This window comes from Rhodanobacter ginsengiterrae (assembly GCF_050026815.1).
GTDB classification, from domain to species: Bacteria; Pseudomonadota; Gammaproteobacteria; order Xanthomonadales; family Rhodanobacteraceae; genus Rhodanobacter; species Rhodanobacter ginsengiterrae.
This window is the reverse complement of sequence record NZ_JALBWO010000019.1, coordinates 1-619: the sequence shown is the minus strand read 5'-3', so window position 1 is coordinate 619 and position 619 is coordinate 1. Positions and strand designations below refer to the sequence as shown.

Here is a 619-nt window from a genome sequence, read left to right as displayed (position 1 = left end):
AACACGAAGTTGCCCGCCGTGCTGTCGGTCAGGTTCTCGAACGACGTCCAGCTCAGCGTGCCGCTGCTGCCGGCGTTCGCACCGGTCAGGGTGTACGTCTGGCTGCTGCCATGCACCGTGTCGTTGTTCCCGCTGCCGCTCACCGACGTCACGCCGCTCCAGGTGCCGCCAATGCCGCTTGTCGCGTTGCTGCCGTTGGACAGATCCAGCGACACCGCCGTGCCGTAGCTGGCGTAATTCAACGCGTGCGCCGCGACATTGCCGGCAACGCTGCCGGCCGTGCCGAAGTTCACCGTGCCGGTGGCGTCGCTGATGTTCTGGAAGCCGCCCCAGCTGTAGCCGTTGCTGCTGCCCTGGTTGGCCACCGTGTTGTCCAGCGCATAGGCCTGGCCCGTACCGGTCACCGTGTTGTTTTGCGCGGCGTTCGCGTTGACCGTGGTGTAACCGCTGAAGCTTCCACTGGCGCCTGCGATCGCGCCGGTATCCACGTTCAACGTCAGGTCTTGCAGGTAATTGCCGAAGTCCAGCGTCTGCACCGCGATGGTGCCGGTGACGCCGCCGTTGGTGCCGAAGTTCACCGTGCCGGTGGCGTCGCTGATGTTCTCGAACGAGCTCCAGC

The 619-nt window shown here is 65.4% G+C and carries 1 protein-coding gene; it reads right to left on the bottom strand.

The genetic code is table 11. The features are described from left to right. Positions 1-619 (bottom strand): hypothetical protein (locus ACQGNJ_RS00100; protein WP_426687217.1); only part of this gene is annotated, 619 nt, incomplete at both ends.